Source organism: Pseudomonas sp. NPDC077186 (assembly GCF_044543505.1).
Lineage (GTDB): Bacteria > Pseudomonadota > Gammaproteobacteria > Pseudomonadales > Pseudomonadaceae > Aquipseudomonas.
Window position 1 is genome coordinate 468,460 of the sequence record NZ_JBITWE010000001.1, and the last position, 15,810, is coordinate 484,269.

Here is a 15,810-nt window from a genome sequence, read left to right on the forward strand (position 1 = left end):
GGGTTCAGGGTTCGTTATTATTCGCCGACGCTGATGGTCAGGCCGGCGGCAATGGCAAAAGGTGTCAGGGTCACCGCCAGGGCGGTGAGGCTGGCCAGCCACAACAGGTGGCCGGTCGCCGGCAATCCTTGCAGGGCCGCCTGCAGCGCCCCGCTGCCGAGAATCAGCACCGGGATGTACAGCGGCAGAATCAGCAGCGCCAGCAGCAAGCCGCCGCGCTTGAGACCGACGGTGAGCGCCGCGCCCACCGCGCCGAGCAGGCTCAGCACCGGCGTGCCGAGCAACAGCGACAGCAGCAGCACCGGCAGGCAGCGCCCGGGCAGGCCGAGCATCAACGCCAGCAGGGGCGCCAGCAGCACCAGCGCCAGACCGCTGAACAGCCAGTGTGCCAGCACCTTGGCCAACACCAGAAGAGGCAGGGGGTGCGACGAAAGGACCCACTGTTCCAGCGAGCCGTCCTCGAAATCGCTGCGGAACAGCCCGTCCAGCGAGAGCAGCACGGCCAATAGCGCCGCCACCCACACCAGCCCCGGCGAAAGGGTTTGCAACAATTGCGTCTCCGGCCCCACCGCCAGCGGGAACAGCGCGACCACTATGGCGAAGAACACCAGCGGGTTGGCCAGCTCGGCCGGACGCCGCGCCAGCAGGCGCATTTCACGGGCGAGCAGCAGGCTGAAGACGTTGCTCATGCGGCGTGCTGCCCCAGGTCCAGTTCGCGGTAGGTGGCCGGCTTGTGCTGCAGGCTGTGGTGGGTGGTCAACACCACCACCCCGCCGCGCTCGCAGTGCGCCGCCAGGTGCCGCTCCAGCTGCGCCACACCCTGCTTGTCCAGCGCGGTGAAGGGCTCATCGAGCACCCACAAAGGCGGCGCATCGGCCAGATACAGGCGCGCCAGGGCGACGCGGCGCTGCTGACCGGCGGACAGGGTGTGACTGGGCACGTCTTCGAAGCCGCGCAGGCCGACCGCCTCCAGCGCCTGCCAGATCGCCTCGCGGCCGACCGGGGTGTGCAGCGCGCAGAGCCAGGCTAGGTTCTCCTCGGCCGTCAGCAGGCCCTTGATGCCGGCGGCGTGACCGATCCACAAGAGATTGCGCGCCAGTTCGCCGCGCTGTTCGACCAACGGCTTGCCCTGCAGGCGGATGCTGCCGGCGGTGGGCTGCATCAGCCCGGCCAGCAGGCGCAACAGGCTGGTCTTGCCGCTGCCGTTGGGGCCGCTGATCTGCAGCATGTCGCCGGCCTGCAGATGAAAATGCAGGTGTTCGAAGAGCATGCGCCAATCCCGCTCACAGCTGAGCGCCACGGCTTCGAGAAGGGGGTCGGGACGGGTCATCGCTACCTGGCAGGGTTAAAGTCGGCAGTGCCCCGGCCGCTATACTGACGCGAACCGGAAGTGCGGTGCGGAACGGGGCGGCATTATACATGTCGCATCACTGTCCCCGCAGTCAGCATTTTCGACAGGGTGTTAATAGACTTTCGGCCTATCGAGCGCTCATGAGCGAAATCAGCAGTCCCCGTCCGCTTCCCGCCACGCCGCCGGCGCTGCGCCCCGCCGTCAGCGCCGCCGACCTGGCCGTGCGCCTGCTGCAGCCGCTGGACGGCCTGCTGGCGGCCGGCGAAAGCGCCAAGGCCGAGGTGATCGCCCTCAAGGAGCAGGCGCAGAGTTTCCAACTGCTGCTCAAGCTGACCCTGGCGAGCGGGCGCCAGGCCACCCTGCAGGCCGAGAGCGCCCGCCCCTTGGCCCAGGGCACCGCCCTGGCCGTCACCGCGCTGTCCGACACGCGTCTGCTGCTGGCGCTGCAGGCCGGCGGCGACAAGCCGCTGACCAGCCTCGACTTGCAGCAACTGCCGCCCGGCACCTTGGTGCAGGGCAAGGTGGTCAGCCGCGAGCCATTGCCGGCGCAGGGCGCACAGGCGCTCTACCGGCTGCTGGTCAACCTGCTCAACACCCCGCTGGCCGGCCGCCAGCTGGCTCTCGACAGCCCGCTGGCGCTGCCTCTGGGCAGCCTGCTCAGCGCCCAGGTACAGGGCAGCCAGAGCCTGAATTTCCTGCCGCTGAGCGGCCGCCTCGATCAACTGGTGCTGGGCCAGCAACTGGCCGCCCAGCACAATCGCCAGGCCTCGCTGGAGGGCCTGCTCAAGGGGCTGCAGGGCCTGGCCGGCAAGGCCGAACTGAGCGGCGAGCTGCGCAGCGGCATCGAGCGCCTGCTCGGCGCCCTGCCCGACAGCGCCCAGCTGAGCACGGCCAAGGGCCTGGCCCAGGCCCTGGAAGGCAGCGGCGTGCTGCTGGAAGCCAAACTGCTGCAGGGCCAGACTGCCGCCCTGCCCCAGGACCTGAAAGCCAACCTGCTGCGTCTGATCGCCCAGCTGCTGCCGCAACTGCCCGGCGGCGCCGCCACCCTCGCCGGCCTGCAGGGCGCCATGGGCCAGGCGCTGCCGGCGCTGGCCCGGCAGATGCTCGGCGGTCTCAGCCCCGCCGGCGCCGCACGCCAGCAGGCCCTGGGTTTTCCCCTACCCTCGCGGTTGCTGCAGAACCTGGACGGCGAGGCTGACCTGGAAACCCTGCTCAAGCTCGCCGCCGCGGCGGTCTCGCGCCTGCAGACCCACCAGCTGTCGAGCCTGACGCAGACCCAGGTGGACGCCAACGGCAACCTGCTGACCACCTGGCAGCTGGAGCTGCCCATGCGCCACCAGCAGGAGCTGATCCCCCTGCAGATCAAGCTGCAGCGCGAGGACAGCGGCCAGGCAGACAAGCCGGAACACAAGGAAACCCTCTGGCGCGTCGAGCTGGCCTTCGACCTCGACCGCCTCGGCCCGTTGCAGGTGCGCGCCCAGCTGCTGCGCGGCAGCCTGTCCAGCCAGCTGTGGGCCGAACGCGCCGATACCGCCAACCTGATCGGCGCCGAGCTCGGCAACCTGCGCGAACGTCTGCAGGCCGCCGGCCTCGAGGTCGGCGAACTGGCCTGCAGCCAGGGCGCGGCGCCGCAGGGGCCGAAAACCACGCTGGAACAACGCTGGGTGGACGAAACCGCATGAGCCGCAAGAGCAAGGCCGAGCCGCGCCAGGCCATCGCCCTCAACTACGACGGGCGCAGCGCCCCTGTGCTCAGCGCCAAGGGCGACGACGAACTGGCCGAGGCCATCCTCGCCATCGCCCGCGAATACGAGGTGCCGATCTACGAGAACGCCGAACTGGTGCGCCTACTGGCCCGCCTGGAGCTAGGCGACGCCATCCCCGAGGCGCTGTACCGCTGCATCGCCGAGATCATCGCCTTCGCCTGGTACCTGCAGGGCAAGACCCCGCCCGGCTTCACCGCCGACGGCGAACGCGACGTCAGCGCGCCACTGCCGCAACTCAAGGGGCCGGCAGGCTGAAGGCCAGCGCCTCGCCGGCCGCGCCCTTGCCGCTGGGGAAGTCGAACAGCTGCCAGGCGAAGTAGCCGCCGCGGAAATAGAACACCCGACTGAAGCCCCAGGCCACCGCCTGCTGCACCGCCTGCGCGCTTTGCGGGCAGACCTCGCTGTCGCAGTAGATCACCAGCGGCAGCTCGCGCGGCCAGTGCCCCTGCTGCAGCCCGGCGAAGCGCCCGGCCAGGTCCATGTGCAGGGCGCCGTGGACATGGCCCCAGCCCCATTCGCGCGCCGGACGCACGTCGATGAACAGCGCGCCGTGGTCGTACAGGTGCTTGGCCTGCAGCACGTTGACCGTGATCGCGCCGCGCACCTCCAGCGGCGCGTCCTGGGCGGCGAGCGGCAGGCACAACAGCCCGCCGAGCAACAGCAGAATCAGGCGATGCATGACGAACACCCCGCTGCGATGCCTACAGCATCAGCTTAGGCGCGGCCAGGGGGCGTACTAGGATTGATTGGCGAAGATCGGACGAGCTTTTAAGAACGCCGACGACTATGCGTCGGTTATGGCGCCTTGGACTGGTGCAGGCGGCTGATCAGTTCGGCCTCGGCCTGGCTCAGGCCGCAGGACTGGGTCAGGTCCTCGACGCTGGCGCCCATGCCGACCAGGCGCGCGGCCTGGGTGAAGGACAGGCTGCTGGGGTCGCGCTGCTCGATCTGGCTGAGCTTGTCCGGCAGCGGCGCCACCACCCGGCGCAGCTCGTGCAGCTCCTCGCCCATGCGGATGCTGCCGGTCAGGTAGGCGTCCAGGCGCTTACCCAGCTCCTTGATCCGCGCGTCGCGCACGGCATCGCGCTTGGCCTGCTCCGCCAGCATGCGCTGCTGGTTGCGGTACAGGCCATGGCAGACAATGCCCAGCGCCACGCAGAGCAGCGCCAGGGCGATCAGGGCGGCTTCGAGCACTAGATGCTCTCCAGCTCCGACCACTCTTCCTCGCTCATCATCTTGTCCAGTTCGACCAGGATCAGCAGTTCGCCGTTCTTGTTGCACACGCCCTGGATGAACTTGGCCGACTCGTCGTTGCCCACGTTCGGCGCGGTCTCGATCTCCGACTGGCGCAGGTAGACCACCTCGGCCACGCTGTCGACCAGGATGCCCACCACCTGCTTGTCCGCCTCGATGATGACGATGCGGGTGTTGTCGGTGACCGGTGCCGAGCCCAGGCCGAAGCGCTGGCGGGTGTCGATCACGGTGACCACGTTGCCGCGCAGGTTGATGATGCCCAGCACGTAGCTCGGCGCCCCCGGCACCGGGGCGATCTCGGTGTAGCGCAGCACTTCCTGCACCTGCATCACGTTGATGCCGTAGGTCTCGTTGTCCAGGCGAAAGGTCACCCACTGCAGAATCGGATCTTCGGCACCCTGTGCAGAACTTTTCTTCATGTCCCTAGCCTCGTCAAAAACCGCTCGCTGCGGCATGCGCGGGTCGACCCGCTTGTCGTCAACTATAGGGCCCGGCGCACGCGCGGGCCCGCCAATTCTCAGTGCAGCTTGCCGGCGGCGAGGCGCTTGGCGCCGCCGCTGGCGATCAATTCGGCGAGTGCCGCCACGTCGAGCAAGGCGCACATGTGCTCGATCACCGTACCGGCCAGCCAGGGCCGCTGGGTGCGCTGGCTGCGCCACTTGACCTCGGCCGGGTCGAGACGGATCGAGCGGCTGACCTGGTGCACCGCCAGCCCCCATTCGTAGCCCTGCACCGAGATCACGTACTGCAGGCCCTCGCGGAAATCCTCGCGGTAGCGATCGGGCATCACCCAGCGTGCGGTGTCCAGCACCTTGAGGTTGCCCGCCTGGCTCGGCAGGATGCCGAGGAACCAGTCCGGCTGGCCGAACAGCGGCGTCAGCTCCTGCCCCTCCAGCGGATAGATCGAGCCCAGGCAGATCAGCGGCACGGCCAGGGTCAGGCCGGCGACGTCGAACAGCAGACACTCGAACGGCTCCTCGGCCCAGCTCGGCCGCCCCTCCAGCTGCAGCGCGGCGGGCTGCGCCTGCGGCGTAGCGGCCGGCGCGGCAAGCGGCGGCGCCTGCACCAGCGGCAGCACCGGCGCGGGTGGCGGTGCGGCGACGGTCGGCGCCGTCACGACCGGGGCCGTCAGGCGCGCATCGCGCACCTGCTCTTCGAGCACCGCGCTCTCGAACTCATCGAGACTGACGGACATCTCCAGCTCGGCCGCGGCCTCCTGCAACAGACCGTCGAGGTAGGACTGCAGGGCCAGCTGGGAGCGCGTGGCGGTGGCAAGGGTACGACTCATGACTGAAACCCGTGATGGAGGCCTGTACAGCCTATCGGCCGCAGCCCGGCCCGACTTGAGTGCGCCAGTTCAACACAGACGGGCATTTCAGGCCACCTGCGCTGCCGGTTGATGGCTCAGCAGATGCTTGAGCAACGCCCGATAGGCGATCACCCCGCGACTGCCGGCATCGAACTGCGAGGGCGTGCGCCCGGCCCGGCTGGCATCGCGCAGACGGGTATCGACCGGGATGTAGGCCTGCCAGAGGTGCTCGGGATAGCTGTTGCGCAGCACCCGCAGGGTGCTCATCGAAGCCTGGGTACGGCGGTCGAACAGGGTCGGCACTATGGTGTAGGGCAGCGCCTGCTTGCGCGAGCGGTTGATCATGGCCAGGGTGCTGACCATGCGCTCCAGGCCCTTGACCGCGAGAAACTCGGTCTGCACCGGGATCACCAGCTGCTGACTGGCGGCCAGCGCATTGACCATCAGCACGCCGAGCAGCGGCGGGCTGTCGATGATGGCGTGGTCGAAATCCTCCCACAGCTGCGCCAGGCTCTTGGCGATCACCAGGCCCAGGCCGCTCTGCCCCGGCGACTGGCGCTCCAGGGTGGCCAGCGCGGTGCTCGACGGCAGCAGGGAGATATTCTCGTGGCTGGTGCCGTGCAGCAGTTGCCTGGGCAGGCCCTGGGGCACGCCGCCCTGGTGCAGGAACAGGTCGAAGCAACTGTGCTCCAGCGCATCGGGATCATGGCCGAAATAACTGGTCATCGACCCGTGCGGGTCGAGGTCGACCACCACCACGCGCTTGCCGGCGTCGGCCAGCAGACCGGCCAGGGCGATGGAGGTGGTGGTCTTGCCGACACCACCCTTCTGATTGGCTACTGCCCAGACTTTCATCTTCTTTCATCCTCCCGGCTTGAGGCGTTCAGGCCGAGAATGGTTGTCGCCGGCACGCAGCAGGCGACTGGGATTTGACGGCTCACGATTGCGGAACCTCCGACACAGGCGTCGGTGCAGGTTGCGTGCCAGCGCCGGACTGCTGCGCCGCGGTGCTGCCGGCGCTGCGCCGGGTGTCGAGGTTGCGCGAAATCACCAGCACCACGCGGCGGTTGCGCCCCCGCCCTTCGGCCGTGGCGTTGTCCGCCACCGGCTGGAACTCGCCGTAGCCGACCGCCGCCAACCGCGCCGGATCGACGCCGTCCATGGCCAGCATACGCACGATGCTCGCCGCCCGCGCCGAGGACAGCTCCCAGTTGGTCGGAAACTGGCTGGTCTGGATCGGCAGGTTGTCGGTGAAACCTTCCACCTTCACCGGATTCTGGTAGGGCGCCAGAATCTTGGCGACCTTCTCGATGATGTCGAACGCCTGGTTGTTCGGCAGCGCGTCGCCGCTGGGGAACAGCAGGCTGGAGCTCAGCTCGATCTCGATCCACATCTCGTTGCCGCGCACGCTCAGCTGCTCGCTGCGGATCAGTTCGCCGAAGGCCTGACGCACGCTGGCGGCGATGTCCTGCAGGGAGTCGTCCGGGGTCTCGCTGTTGGCCTCGTCCAGCGAGGCGCGCTCGGGCTCGCCGGTGCGCGGCCGTTCCTCGCCCACCGGGATCGGCTTGATCGAGCGATCCGGCTGGTTGAACACCCCGGTCAGGGTCTCGGAGAGAATCTTGTACTTGCCCTCGTTGAGCGAGGAGATCGAGTACATCACCACGAAGAAGGCGAACAGCAGGGTGATGAAGTCCGCGTAGGACACCAGCCAGCGCTCGTGATTCTCGTGTTCCTCATGCTGCCGCCGACGCGCCATGCCAACCCTCCATCAGTCCATGAAGCCTTGCAGCTTCAGCTCGATGGACCGCGGGTTCTCGCCCTCGGCGATGGACAGGATGCCCTCCAGCAGCATCTCGCGGTAACGCGACTGGCGCATGGCGATGGCCTTGAGCTTGTTGCCGGCCGGCAGCAGCAGCAGGTTGGCGAAACCGACGCCGTAGATGGTGGCGACAAAGGCCACGGCGATGCCGCTGCCGAGCATGCTCGGGTCGGCCAGGTTGCCCATCACGTGGATCAGGCCCATCACCGCGCCGATGATGCCGATGGTCGGCGCGTAGCCGCCCATGCTCTCGAACACCTTGGCCGCCTGGATATCGCGCGCCTCCTGGGTATACAGATCGACCTCGAGGATGCTGCGGATGGATTCCGGCTCGGCGCCGTCGACCAGCAGCTGCAGGCCCTTGCGCGCATAGGGGTCGGGCTCGGCGTCGGCCACCGCCTCGAGACCGAGCAGGCCTTCCTTGCGCGCCACCATGCTCCAGCCGACCACGCGGTTGATGCCGCCGACCAGGTCGATGCGCGGCGGGAAGAAGATCCAGCGCTGGATGGCCATGGCGCGCTTGAATACGCTGACCGGCGCCTGCAGGAAGGCCGCGCCGAGGGTGCCGCCGATCACGATCAGCGCCGCCGGGCCGTTGAGCAGCGCGCCGGCGTGGCCGCCCTCCAGGTAGTTGCCGCCGAGAATAGCGACGAACGCCAGAATGACGCCGATCAGGCTCAGTACATCCATGCGCACGCGCCCGTGTGAGGGTTCATTACAAGCAGGCCTCGGTCAGGTGCCGGCCGATCTCGTCGAGGCCGTAGACCGCGTCGGCCAGGTTGGCCTTGACCACCGCCATGGGCATGCCGTAGATCACGCAGCTGGCCTCGTCCTGCGCCCACACCTGGCTGCCGCCCTGCTTAAGCAGGCGCGCGCCTTCGCGGCCGTCGGCGCCCATGCCGGTGAGCACCACGGCCAGCACCTTGTCGCCATAGGACTTGGCCGCCGAGCCGAAGGTGATATCGACGCAGGGCTTGTAGTTCAGGCGCTCGTCGCCGGGCAGGATCTTCACCGCGCCACGCGCGTCGACCATCATCTGCTTGCCGCCGGGGGCCAGCAGGGCCAGGCCGGGACGCAGCAGGTCGCCGTCCTCGGCCTCCTTGACCTGGATGCGGCAGAGCTTGTCCAGACGCTCGGCGAAGGCCTTGGTGAAGGCCGCGGGCATGTGCTGGACCAGCACCAGCGGCGCCGGGAAATTGGCCGGCAGTTGGGTCAGCACCCGCTGCAGGGCCACCGGGCCGCCGGTGGAGGTGCCGATGGCCACCAGCCTGTAGGCCTTGCGCTTGGGCGCCGCGGAACCGGCACCAGGCGCCGCCGCCGGGATCGCCGGGCGCGGTTGCAGGGTGGCCGGGCGCACCGTGGTCGCCGCCGGCCGGCTGCCCGGCGCAGGCGCAGGACTGGCCGCGGCCGGCGCCGGAGCGACCGCGGCCGAACTAAAACGGCGGTTGCTGCGGGCGATACTGTGCACCTTCTCGCACAGCAGCTGCTTGACCTTCTCCGGGTTGCGCGAGATGTCCTCGAAATTCTTCGGCAGAAAATCCACTGCACCGGCGTCCAGGGCGTCGAGGGTGACACGAGCGCCTTCGTGGGTCAGCGAGGAGAACATCAGCACCGGCGTCGGACAGCGCTGCATGATGTTCCGCACCGCGGTGATGCCATCCATCATCGGCATCTCGTAATCCATGGTGATCACGTCGGGCTTGAGCGCCAGCGCCTGGTCGATGGCCTCGCGGCCATTGGTGGCGGTGCCCACCACCTGGATATTGGGGTCGGCAGACAGAATTTCCGAAACGCGCCGGCGGAAGAAGCCGGAGTCGTCCACCACCAATACCTTGACTGCCATACACACTCCTAGACGGCGCCGGCCATGCCCGCGCCGCAACCATCAGAAACGTCGAGCGTAGCGCTTGAGCATGCTCGGGACGTCGAGAATCAGGGCGATGCGCCCATCGCCGGTGATCGTGGCGCCGGACATGCCAGGCGTGCCCTGGAGCATCTTGCCCAGTGGCTTGATTACCACTTCTTCCTGCCCGACCAATTGATCGACGACAAAGCCGATGCGCTGGCTACCCACGGTGAGGATCACCACATGGCCCTCGCGCTGGCCCTCGTGGAAGGCCTGTGGCACCAGCCAGCGCTTGAGGTAGAACAGCGGCAGCGCCTTGTCGCGGACGATCACCACCTCCTGGCCGTCGACCACGTTGGTGCGCGACAGGTCGAGGTGGAAGATCTCGTTGACGTTGACCAGCGGGAAGGCGAAGGCCTGGTTCTGCAGCATCACCATCAAGGTCGGCATGATCGCCAGGGTCAGCGGCACCTTGATGATGATCTTCGAGCCCGCGCCCTTCTGCGAGAACACGTTGACCGTGCCGTTGAGCTGGGAAATCTTGGTCTTGACCACGTCCATGCCGACGCCGCGGCCGGACACGTCGGAAATCTCGGTCTTGGTCGAGAAACCCGGGGCGAAGATCAGGTTGTAGCACTCGAACTCGTTCAGGCGGTCGGCCGCATCCTTGTCCAGCAGGCCCTTCTCCACCGCCTTGGCGCGCAGCACGTCGGCGTCCATGCCCTTGCCGTCGTCGGTGATCGACAAGAGGATGTGGTCGCCCTCCTGCTCGGCGGACAGCACCACCCGCCCGCCGCGCGGCTTGCCGGCCTTCTCACGCTCTTCCGGGGTCTCCACGCCGTGATCGACGGCGTTGCGCACCAGGTGCACCAGCGGGTCGGCCAGGGCCTCGACCAGGTTCTTGTCGAGGTCGGTTTCCTCGCCCACCAGCTCGAGGTTGATTTCCTTCTTCAGGTTGCGCGCCAGGTCGCGTACCAGGCGCGGGAAGCGACCGAAGACCTTCTTGATCGGCTGCATGCGGGTCTTCATCACCGCGGTCTGCAGGTCGGCGGTGACCACGTCGAGGTTGGACACCGCCTTGGACATGGCCTCGTCGCCGCTGTTGAGGCCCAGGCGCACCAGGCGGTTACGCACCAGCACCAGCTCGCCGACCATGTTCATGATCTCGTCCAGGCGCGCGGTATCGACCCGCACCGTGGTTTCCGCCTCGCTGGCCGCCGGCGCCTTGTCCGCCGCGGGCGCCGGAGCTGCAGGCGGGCGGGGTGCGGCCGGTTCGGCCTTGGCCGCCGGTTTCGCCGCGGCAGGCGGCTTGGCCACCGGCGCGGCCGGCGCCTCGCTGGGTGGCACGAACTTGCCCTTGCCGTGCAACTGGTCGAGCAGGGATTCGAATTCGTCGTCGGTGATTTCGTCGCTGGCCGGCGTCACCGGGGCGACCGCCGTCGCGGCCGGAGCCGGCGCTTCGACCGCACCGGCGAACTGGCCCTTGCCGTGCAGTTGATCGAGCAATGCCTCGAATTCGTCGTCGGTGATCTCGTCGCCGGCCGGCGCCGCGACGGCCGCGACCGCCACGGCCGCGCCGACGGAGCTCTCGGCCGCCACGGAGAACTGACCCTTGCCGTGCAGCTGGTCGAGCAGGGATTCGAACTCGTCGTCGGTGATCTCGTCGCTGGCCGCCACGCTGTCGCCGACCGGCGCTTCGCCGAGGGCATCGAGCAGCTGCTCGAACTCGCTGTCGGTGATATCGCCGGAGGCGGCGGCTGCGGGCTCGGCCTTCGGCGCGGCAGTCGGCGCCACGCTCGCGGGTTCGGCGCCAGCCGGCTCGGCCAGCCGCGACAGCGCCGCCAACAGCTCGGCCGAGGCCGGGGTCGGCTCGCTGCGCTCGCGCACCTGGCCGAACATACCGTTGACCGCATCCAGGGCTTCGAGCACCACGTCCATCAGCTCGGCGTCGACCCGGCGCTCACCCTTGCGCAGGATGTCGAAGACGTTCTCGGCGATATGACAGCACTCCACCAACTCGTTGAGCTGGAGGAACCCCGCCCCGCCCTTGACGGTATGGAAACCGCGGAAAATGGCGTTGAGCAGGTTCATGTCGTCCGGGCGGCTTTCCAGCTCGACCAACTGTTCGGACAACTGTTCGAGGATCTCGCCGGCCTCTACCAGGAAGTCCTGGAGGATTTCTTCATCGGCGCCGAAGCTCATAGGGGGAACTCCTTAGAATCCTAGACTGGACAGCAGGTCGTCGACATCGTCCTGACTGGAGGCGACGTCATCACGCTTATCGGCATGAATCTGCGGACCTTCACCCCGAGATGGCTCTTTTAATTGTTCCTGTTCGGCACGCAGCTGTTCATGGTCGTGCTGGATGCCGGCGAAACGGTCGACCTGACTGGCCATCAGCACCAGTTTGAGCAGGTTGCTTTCCACCTCGGTGACCAGCTGGGTGACGCGCTTGATCACCTGCCCGGTGAGGTCCTGGTAGTCCTGCGCCAGCAAAATGTCGTTGAGGTGGCCGGACAGCTTGCTGCTGTCGCGCTCGCTGCGGGCGAGGAACAGCTCGATGCGCTTGGCCAGCTCGCGAAAGCCCTCGGCGCCCATCTCGCGGCGCATGAAGCGGCCCCATTCGGCGCTCAGGCTCTGCGCTTCGTCGCTCAAGTCGTTGACCAGCGGCGCGCTCTGCTCGACCAGGTCCATGGTGCGATTGGCCGCCTTCTCGGTCATGGTGACCACGTAATTCAGGCGTTCGGTGGCATCGGCGATCTGCGACAGCTCCTGGGCATGCGGCATGCGCGGATCGAGTTGGAAGTTGACGATGGCGTTGTGCAGCTCGCGGGTCAGCTTGCCGACCTCGTGGTACAGGCCGCGGTCGCGGACCTTGTTGAGCTCGTTGATCAGTTGCACCGCGGCGCCGAAGTTGCCTCTTTCCAGGCTGTCGACCAATTCGCGGGCGTTGCTTTTCAGGGTCGACTCGAGGTCGCCCAGCGTGGAGTCATCGTGTTCCATAGCACCCTCGCGGCCGACATCAGCCGTTGACCCGCTCGAAGATCTTCTCGATCTTTTCCTTCAGCACCTGGGCGGTGAAGGGTTTGACCACATAGCCGTTCACGCCGGCCTGGGCCGCCTCGATGATCTGATCGCGCTTGGCCTCGGCGGTGACCATCAGCACCGGCAGGTGCTTGAGGCGCTCGTCGGCGCGCACCGCACGCAGCAGGTCGATACCGGTCATGCCGGGCATGTTCCAGTCGGTCACCAGGAAGTCGAAACTGCCGCTCTGCAGCATGGGCAGCGCCGAGGTGCCATCGTCGGCCTCCGCGGTGTTGGTGAAACCCAAATCACGCAAGAGGTTCTTGATGATCCGTCGCATCGTCGAGAAATCGTCAACGATGAGGATTTTCATGTTCTTGTCCAAGTCGACCTCCGTACAGTCCCAAACACGCTCTTCAGTGGAGCGCGCCCTTCAATCGTGAAACCGGCCCAGCCTTCAGCGGGCGCGCCACTCGCCCAGGCGCGCACGCAGACGCGCGGCGCACTGGCTGTGCAACTGGCTGACGCGCGACTCGCTGACCCCCAGCACTTCGCCGATTTCCTTCAAGTTCAGTTCTTCATCGTAATACAGCGCCAGCACCAGGCGTTCGCGCTCCGGCAAGCCGGCGATGGCCTCGGCCAAGGCCGCCTGGAAGCGTTCGTCTTCGAGGTCCCGCGAAGGTTCGAGGTGGGTGTGCCCGGCGTCTTCGTGCAGCCCGCCATGCTCGCCGTCCTGCACCAGGTCGTCGAAGCTGAACAGGCGGCTGCCCAAAGTGTCGCCAAGGATGCCGTAGTAATCCTCCAGACTCAATTGGAGTTCGGCCGCAACCTCCTGATCTTTAGCGTCGCGCCCGGTTCTCGCTTCCACCGCGCGGATCGCGTCGCTGACCATGCGGCTGTTGCGGTGCACCGAACGCGGCGCCCAGTCGCCCTTGCGCACTTCGTCGAGCATGGAGCCGCGGATGCGGATGCCGGCGAAGGTTTCGAAGCTGGCACCCTTGCTGGAATCGTATTTTTTAGAGGCTTCGAGCAGGCCGATCATGCCGGCCTGGATCAGGTCGTCGACCTGCACGCTGGCCGGCAAACGGGCCAGCAGGTGATAGGCGATACGTTTGACCAGGGGCGCATAGCGCTCGATCAACTGGTGCTGCGAATCCTGCGCCTGCGCCTTGTTGTACATACGAAGTCCAGAAGCTGCTGTCATACGGCACTGTCTGCCGTCGGTTGCTGCACCAGACGCTCGACGAAAAACTCCAGATGGCCGCGGGGGTTGGCCGGCAGCGGCCAGGTATCGACCTTCTGGGCTATCGCCTTGAACGCCAGGGCGCACTTGGATCGTGGGAAGGCTTCGTAGACCGCGCGCTGCTTCTGCACGGCCTTGCGCACGCACTCGTCGTAGGGCACGGCGCCGACGTACTGCAGGGCGACGTCGAGGAAGCGATCAGTCACCTTGGTCAGCTTAGCAAAGAGGTTGCGCCCTTCCTGCGGGCTGTGGGCCATGTTGGCCAGGACGCGGAAGCGACTGATGCCGTGGTCGCGGTTGAGCAGCTTGATCAGCGCATAGGCGTCGGTGATCGAGGTCGGCTCGTCGCACACCACCACCAGGATCTCCTGGGCGGCGCGGACGAAGCTGACCACCGCATCGCCGATGCCGGCGGCGGTGTCAATCACCAGCACGTCGAGGTTCTCGCTGATATCGCTGAACGCCTGGATCAGCCCGGCGTGCTGCATCGGCGAGAGGTTGACCATGCTCTGCGTGCCGGACGCCGCCGGCACGATGCGGATGCCGCCCGGCCCCTGCAGCAGCACGTCGCGCAGATCGCACTCGCCGCTGATCACATCGGCCAGGGTGCGCTTGGGCGCCAGCCCCAGCAGAACGTCGACGTTGGCCAGGCCGAGGTCGGCGTCCATCAGCATCACCCGCCGGCCGAGATCGGCCAGGGCCATGGACAGATTCACCGACACATTGGTCTTGCCGACGCCACCCTTGCCGCCGGTCACCGCGATCACCTGTACGGGATGCATACCCATGTTTTCTTCACACCTTGTCTAACTTCGACTTGGCCATCCGGCCGTTCACTCCGGCGACGGCGTCGCCCGAGGGTGCAACATTCTCTTCTCGCCGCGTCAGCCGGCGCGCCGCGTCGGGCTGTGGTAGAGCCCGGCGAACAGCTGCGCCATGGCGTCCTCGCTCGGCTCCTCGGCGGCCTGCAGGCCCACCGCGCGGCTGACCAGCTGGTGGCTGCGCGGCACCTGCAGATCGTCCGGAATCCGCGGGCCGTCGGCGACATAGGCTACCGGCAGATGCTGGCTTATAGCCAGACCTAAAGCCTCGCCCAGGCTGGCGGCTTCGTCCAGCTTGGTCAGTATGCAGCCTGCCAGGCCGCAGCGCTTGTAACTATGGTAGGCGGCCTTGAGCACTTGGCTCTGGCTGGTGGCCGCCAGTACCAGGTAATTCTTCGCCTGCAGGCCGCGCGCCGCCAGGCTCTCCAGCTGCAGGCGCAGCGCCGGGTCGTTGCCCGGTAGGCCGGCGGTGTCGATCAGCACCAGGCGTTTCTTCGCCAGCGGCGCCAGGGCCTGCAGCAGCGACTGGCCGGGGTCGACCTGGGTCACCGAGACGCCGAGGATGCGCCCCAGGGTCTTGAGCTGCTCCTGCGCGCCGATGCGATAGCTGTCCATGCTGACCAAGGCGACCTGCTGCGCGCCGTGCTTAAGCACGTAACGCGCCGCCAGCTTGGCCAGGGTGGTGGTCTTGCCCATGCCGGCGGGGCCGACCAGGGCGATCACCCCGCCCTCTTCCAGCGGCTCGAGCTTCGGCGTCTTGATCGCGTGGGCCAGATGGGCCAGCAGCATGCGCCAGGCCTGGCGCGGCTCGGCGACGTCGGCGACCTTGTTCAGCAGCGCCTGCGCCAGCTCGGCGGACAGGCCCATGCGCTGCAGCCGGCGCCACAGGTTGGCCTGTTGCGGGCGGCGGGTCTGCAGCTGGCCCCAGGCGATGGAGCCGAGCTGCATTTCGATCAGCTCGCGCAGGCCGTGTAGTTCGAAGCGCATGGCGTCCAGCGCGCGCGGATCGACCGCAGGCTGCGCCGGCGCAGGCTCGGCCGGGCGCTGCGGCTTGACCGGGGTGGCCGGCAATTCCGGCGCCACCAGCGACTCGTTGGCGAACAGCTGGCGATCCTTGCCGGCGTCCTGCTCGGCGCGGGTGGCCAGTTCGGCCTGGGCGCTGGCGATGCGCGCCTGGGTCTTGCGCAGCTCGGCCTCCAGGGCCGGGTTCGGCCGCACCGGCGCCGGCGCTACCTGGTAATCCAGCGCGGCGGTCAGCTCGACGCCGCCGGCCACCCGGCGATTGCCGATGATCGCGGCATCGGCGCCCAGCTCGTCTCGCACCAGTTTCATGGCGGTCCGCATATCGGCGGCGAAGAAGCGTTTGACCTGCATGACC

At 67.6% G+C, this 15,810-nt stretch carries 18 protein-coding genes; 2 read left to right on the top strand and 16 right to left on the bottom strand.

All coding sequences use genetic code 11. The features are described from left to right. Positions 1–17 precede the first annotated feature (17 nt). Together ccmB and ccmA are read right to left on the bottom strand one after the other, a co-directional pair. On the bottom strand, positions 18–689 hold the full coding sequence (ccmB, locus tag ACIGKL_RS02150; RefSeq protein WP_122108401.1) for a heme exporter protein CcmB: 672 nt from the start codon (positions 687–689) through the stop codon (positions 18–20). Then, entirely contained in the window at positions 686–1,330 is a 645-nt protein-coding gene (gene ccmA / locus ACIGKL_RS02155) for a cytochrome c biogenesis heme-transporting ATPase CcmA (RefSeq protein ID WP_397485080.1), read from the bottom strand. Before ccmA ends, ccmB begins: the two co-directional genes overlap by 4 nt. 161 nt (positions 1,331–1,491) lie before the next feature. On the opposite strand from ccmA, the gene ACIGKL_RS02160 reads away from it, so the two are divergent. After that, positions 1,492–3,033, top strand: a complete 1,542-nt coding sequence (locus tag ACIGKL_RS02160; protein WP_397485081.1) for a flagellar hook-length control protein FliK — start codon at positions 1,492–1,494, stop codon at positions 3,031–3,033. Further along, on the top strand, positions 3,030–3,371 hold the full coding sequence (locus tag ACIGKL_RS02165) for an EscU/YscU/HrcU family type III secretion system export apparatus switch protein (protein WP_397485082.1): 342 nt from the start codon (positions 3,030–3,032) through the stop codon (positions 3,369–3,371). Before ACIGKL_RS02160 ends, ACIGKL_RS02165 begins: the two co-directional genes overlap by 4 nt. Here ACIGKL_RS02165 and ACIGKL_RS02170 read toward each other — a convergent pair. The 14 genes from ACIGKL_RS02170 to flhF all read right to left on the bottom strand — a co-directional run bounded on the left by ACIGKL_RS02170 (position 3,352) and on the right by flhF (position 15,806). Then, on the bottom strand, positions 3,352–3,795 hold the full coding sequence (locus tag ACIGKL_RS02170) for a rhodanese-like domain-containing protein (RefSeq protein ID WP_397485084.1): 444 nt from the start codon (positions 3,793–3,795) through the stop codon (positions 3,352–3,354). The genes ACIGKL_RS02165 and ACIGKL_RS02170 overlap by 20 nt on opposite strands. Positions 3,796–3,911: 116 nt before the next feature. Next, positions 3,912–4,310: a DUF2802 domain-containing protein gene (locus tag ACIGKL_RS02175; protein WP_397485085.1), complete on the bottom strand. Its 399-nt coding sequence runs from the start codon at positions 4,308–4,310 to the stop codon at positions 3,912–3,914. After that, positions 4,310–4,789, bottom strand: coding sequence for a chemotaxis protein CheW (locus ACIGKL_RS02180; RefSeq protein ID WP_003243242.1), 480 nt, complete (start codon positions 4,787–4,789; stop codon positions 4,310–4,312). The genes ACIGKL_RS02175 and ACIGKL_RS02180 overlap by 1 nt, the downstream gene beginning before the upstream one ends. 98 nt (positions 4,790–4,887) lie before the next feature. Then, positions 4,888–5,658, bottom strand: coding sequence for a CheW domain-containing protein (locus tag ACIGKL_RS02185; protein ID WP_397485086.1), 771 nt, complete (start codon positions 5,656–5,658; stop codon positions 4,888–4,890). An 87-nt stretch (positions 5,659–5,745) separates the two neighbouring features. Beyond that, positions 5,746–6,534, bottom strand: a complete 789-nt coding sequence (locus ACIGKL_RS02190; RefSeq protein ID WP_397485087.1) for a ParA family protein — start codon at positions 6,532–6,534, stop codon at positions 5,746–5,748. An 82-nt stretch (positions 6,535–6,616) separates the two neighbouring features. Continuing rightward, positions 6,617–7,435, bottom strand: coding sequence for a flagellar motor protein MotD (motD, locus tag ACIGKL_RS02195; RefSeq protein WP_397485088.1), 819 nt, complete (start codon positions 7,433–7,435; stop codon positions 6,617–6,619). Positions 7,436–7,447: 12 nt separating this feature from the next. Continuing rightward, positions 7,448–8,188 (bottom strand): flagellar motor protein, encoded by a 741-nt coding sequence (locus ACIGKL_RS02200; protein WP_397485089.1) that lies wholly within the window; start codon positions 8,186–8,188, stop codon positions 7,448–7,450. 25 nt (positions 8,189–8,213) lie between these two features. After that, a complete protein-coding gene (locus ACIGKL_RS02205) occupies positions 8,214–9,341 on the bottom strand; it encodes a chemotaxis response regulator protein-glutamate methylesterase (RefSeq protein WP_397485090.1) in 1,128 nt (375 codons plus the stop codon). Positions 9,342–9,383: 42 nt separating this feature from the next. After that, the gene (locus ACIGKL_RS02210) at positions 9,384–11,546 is read right to left on the bottom strand and encodes a chemotaxis protein CheA (protein ID WP_397485091.1); all 2,163 of its coding nucleotides are present in this window, start codon (positions 11,544–11,546) and stop codon (positions 9,384–9,386) included. A 12-nt stretch (positions 11,547–11,558) separates the two neighbouring features. Continuing rightward, positions 11,559–12,347, bottom strand: coding sequence for a protein phosphatase CheZ (locus tag ACIGKL_RS02215; RefSeq protein WP_397485092.1), 789 nt, complete (start codon positions 12,345–12,347; stop codon positions 11,559–11,561). Positions 12,348–12,366: 19 nt separating this feature from the next. Next, positions 12,367–12,741: a chemotaxis response regulator CheY gene (locus ACIGKL_RS02220; RefSeq protein ID WP_169968482.1), complete on the bottom strand. Its 375-nt coding sequence runs from the start codon at positions 12,739–12,741 to the stop codon at positions 12,367–12,369. Between the two features lie 84 nt (positions 12,742–12,825). Beyond that, complete coding sequence (gene fliA / locus ACIGKL_RS02225; RefSeq protein WP_397485093.1) at positions 12,826–13,572, bottom strand: RNA polymerase sigma factor FliA; 747 nt, start codon at positions 13,570–13,572, stop codon at positions 12,826–12,828. After that, positions 13,569–14,399, bottom strand: coding sequence for a flagellar synthesis regulator FleN (fleN, locus tag ACIGKL_RS02230; protein WP_397485094.1), 831 nt, complete (start codon positions 14,397–14,399; stop codon positions 13,569–13,571). Before fleN ends, fliA begins: the two co-directional genes overlap by 4 nt. Positions 14,400–14,495: 96 nt before the next feature. Continuing rightward, positions 14,496–15,806 carry a flagellar biosynthesis protein FlhF gene (gene flhF / locus ACIGKL_RS02235; RefSeq protein WP_397485095.1) on the bottom strand — a complete coding sequence of 437 codons (1,311 nt, stop codon included), beginning with the start codon at positions 15,804–15,806 and terminating at the stop codon, positions 14,496–14,498. Positions 15,807–15,810 lie beyond the last annotated feature (4 nt).